1 protein-coding gene is annotated in these 3,460 nt (G+C 61.0%); it reads right to left on the bottom strand.

Features of this window, described 5'->3' with window-relative positions; all coding sequences use genetic code 11:
- Positions 1 to 3,318 (bottom strand): amino acid adenylation domain-containing protein (locus tag AC3WT9_RS34560; protein WP_492408975.1); only part of this gene is annotated, 3,318 nt, incomplete at its 3' end.
- Positions 3,319 to 3,460 lie beyond the last annotated feature (142 nt).

The raw sequence follows: 3,460 nt of genomic DNA, 5'->3' as shown, positions 1-3,460 counted from the left end.
ATCAATCGGCAAGTACGCCCCGCCGGCCTTCAGGATGCCGAGCATCCCGGCGATCATGTCCAAAGAGCGTTCCATCAAGATGGCCACGATACGCTCCGGCCCTACACCCTGCCCGCGCAGCGTCCACGCCAGCTGATTCGCCCGCGCGTTCAGCTCCGCATAGGTCAGCTGCTGATCCCCGTACACGGCCGCCACCGCATCCGGCGTCTTCTCCACCTGGGCTTCAAACAGCTCATGGATCGTCGCTTCCCGCGGATACGCCGCCGCTGTGTCATTGAACGCATGCAGCAGTTGTTGCCTCTCTTCCGTCGTCACAAGCTCATACGAGCCAATGCTTGCTTCCGGCTGACCGGCCATTTGCGACAAGAGCTGCACGAAGTGCATCAGGTACCGCCCGGCTGTCTCCTCATTGAACAGCGCGCAGCTGTATTCCAGCAGCAGCTGAAGTCCTTGATCGTTCTCCGCGACGTTTAACGTCAGGTCAAACTTCGCCGTCCGTTGGTCAAGCTTGACCGGACGAACGTCAATATCTGCCAGCCCAAAACGCGCTTGTTCCATGTTCTGCAGCACCAGCATCGTGTCAAACAAGGGGTTACGGCTCCTATCGCGCCGTACGTTCAGCTTCTCGACCAGTTCCTCGAACGGGTAATCCTGATGCTCGAATGCCGCCAGCGTCCGCTCCTTCACTTCGCGCACGAAGTCCATAAACCGCTTGTCCCCGGACGGGGCGTTGCGCAGTGCCAGCGTGTTCACGAACATCCCGATCATCGGCTCCGTATCCCCATGCGTCCGCCCCGACACCGGCGTCCCGACCACAATGTCGCTCTGCCCCGTGTACTTGTGCAGCCACACGTTATAGGCAGCCAGCAGCACCATGTACAGCGTCGCTCCGCTTTCGGCTGCGATTCGTTTCAGGGCGTCTGCCGTCTTGGTATTCACTTGAGTGGATACCTGTCCTCCTTCACTGCCGGGCACCGCCGGACGCATCCGGTCGGCCGGCAGCTCCAGCACCGGCACTTCCTCCGCATAAGCCGACAGCCAGTACGCCTCATGCATCTCCATCCGCTCCACCCCAAGCGTACCCTGCTGCCAGACCGCGTAGTCCTTGTACTGGATCCGCAGCGGCGCCAGCTCCCCGCCGGCATACGCCGTCATGAAGTCCGACACCAGTAGGTTCACCGACACGCCATCCGACACGATATGGTGCATGTCCCAGACCAGCCAGTAGCGCTCTGCCGCCAGCCGCAGCAGCCCGGCCCGCAGCAGCGGCGCCTGATCCAACGCGAACGGGCGCACGAAGTTCCGGATGAGTTCCCGGCCCTGCGCTTCCTCCGCCTCCCGGCACCCCCATTCAAATGCCATGTCTTCGTGTACCTGTTGTCTTGGTTCGCCGCCGATCCACGTGAACGATGTGCGCAGCGATTCATGACGGGCGATGACCGAGCGGATCGCTTGCTCCAGCCGATCCGCATCCACCTTCCCGGCCAGTTCCAGGACGCCCGGCATGTTGTAGCGCATGCTCTCCGGCTCCATCTCATGAAGCACGTATAGCCGCCGCTGCGCCGAAGACAGCGGGTACGACGCCTGCGCCGCCGCCAGCTCGATCTTGCCGTAGCCGCTTTCTTTCGTGCTGCGCACATAGTCCGCCAGCGCCTTCACCGTCGGCCGCGCGAACAGCTCCCGCAGCGGCAGCTCCACCGCCAGCCGCTGATGTATGCGCGACATCAGCGTCATCGCTTTCAGCGAGTGACCACCGCGCTCGAAGAACGAATCACCGATGCCGAACGCCTTTATCCCCAGCACCTCTGCGAACAATTCCGCCAATTGTGTCTCCAGCGCATCCCGAGGCGCTTCATGGCTTCCGCTGTGCGCCTCCCGGTCCGGTGCCGGCAGCGCCTTGCGGTCCACCTTGCCGTTGGCAGTCAACGGGATTCCATCCATAGCTACAAAGTAGGACGGAATCATATAATCCGGCAGTTGTGCCACCAGGTGCGCACGCAGCTCAGCTGCCGGAACGGCTTCGCCGCTTACGAGATATGCGCACAAGTACGCCAGCCCTTGCTCATCCTTCCGGTCGACGACGACGGCTTCGCGAATCTGTGGATGCGCCATGAGCTGCGTCTCGATCTCTCCGCACTCGATCCGGTAGCCGCGGATCTTCACTTGCTGGTCGATCCGGCCCAGGTACTCCAGGTTGCCGTCCGGCAGCCATCTCGCTAAGTCTCCGCTCCGGTACATCCGCGCACCCGGCTCGAACGGGTTGTCGACGAATTTCTCCGCCGTCAGCTCCGGCCGGTTCAGATAGCCCCGGGCCACGCCGGCTCCCGCGATACAGATTTCACCCGGCACACCCATAGGCAGTAATCGGCCTTCCTGATCCAGTATATACACCCGAGTATTGGACATCGGTTTGCCAATCGGAACGATCATCATCTCTTCTTTTGTTCCGTCTGCAGGCCACATCGTGGCGCCCACTGTCGTTTCCGTCGGCCCGTACCCATTGACCAAGTTGACGTAAGGACTCCACTTCCGCACAACCTCCTGCGGACATGCCGAGCCTGCCGTGACGACCGTTCTCAGCGAACGGACTTGCTCCGGATGCATCCGCAATAAGTACGCCGGCGGCAAGCTCATTATTGTAATGCCGTTTGTCCGGATGTACTGCTCGAACTCCCCAAGGTGATGGATCACTTCCACCGGCACTATATGCAATTGCGCCCCGCTGCACAGGCTGATCACGATTTCCCAGACAGATGCATCGAACGAGAGGGACGCAAATTGGAGAATCCGGTCACCCCCGGTAACCTGTAGATAATGTTTAAACATAGACGTCAAGTTGGCCACACTCCGGTGCTCAGCCATCACTCCTTTTGGCCGCCCCGTAGAGCCCGAAGTGTAGATGACGTATGCCAGGCTCTCCGGTCCGCTGATTGCCCCTAAATTGCAGCCATATATAATGCTGCTCTCCCCGACATGCATTGTACCGGTCGCAGCGGTTTCGGCCATTGCTGTCATCAGTCCCAGCTTAACTCCATCAAAGGCCGTTTCCGCCAGTAGCGTCTCATCGCCTATCAACCACTGACTGCCGCTGTCCGCCAGCATGTATTGGATGCGTTCGGCCGGCAGCGCCGGATCGATCGGCAAGTACGCCCCGCCGGCCTTCAGGATGCCGAGCACTCCGATGATCATCTCTGCTGAGCGATGCATCAGGATCGCCACGATGTGATCCGGCCCTACACCCTGCCCGCGTAGCGTCCACGCCAGCTGATTCGCCCGCGCGTTCAGCTCCGCATAGGTCAGCTGCTGATCCCCGTACATGACCGCCACCGCATACGGCGTCTTCTCCGCCTGCTCCTCGAACAGCCCGTGGATCGTCGCTTCCCGCGGATACTCTGCCGCCGTGTCGTTGAATCCGTGCAGTAGCTGTTGTTTCTCCTCCGCCGTCACAAGCGATATCGAG

It is taken from the genome of Paenibacillus sp. EB106-06-01-XG199, from assembly GCF_058791575.1.
This window is presented reverse-complemented; position numbering and strand designations above follow the sequence as displayed.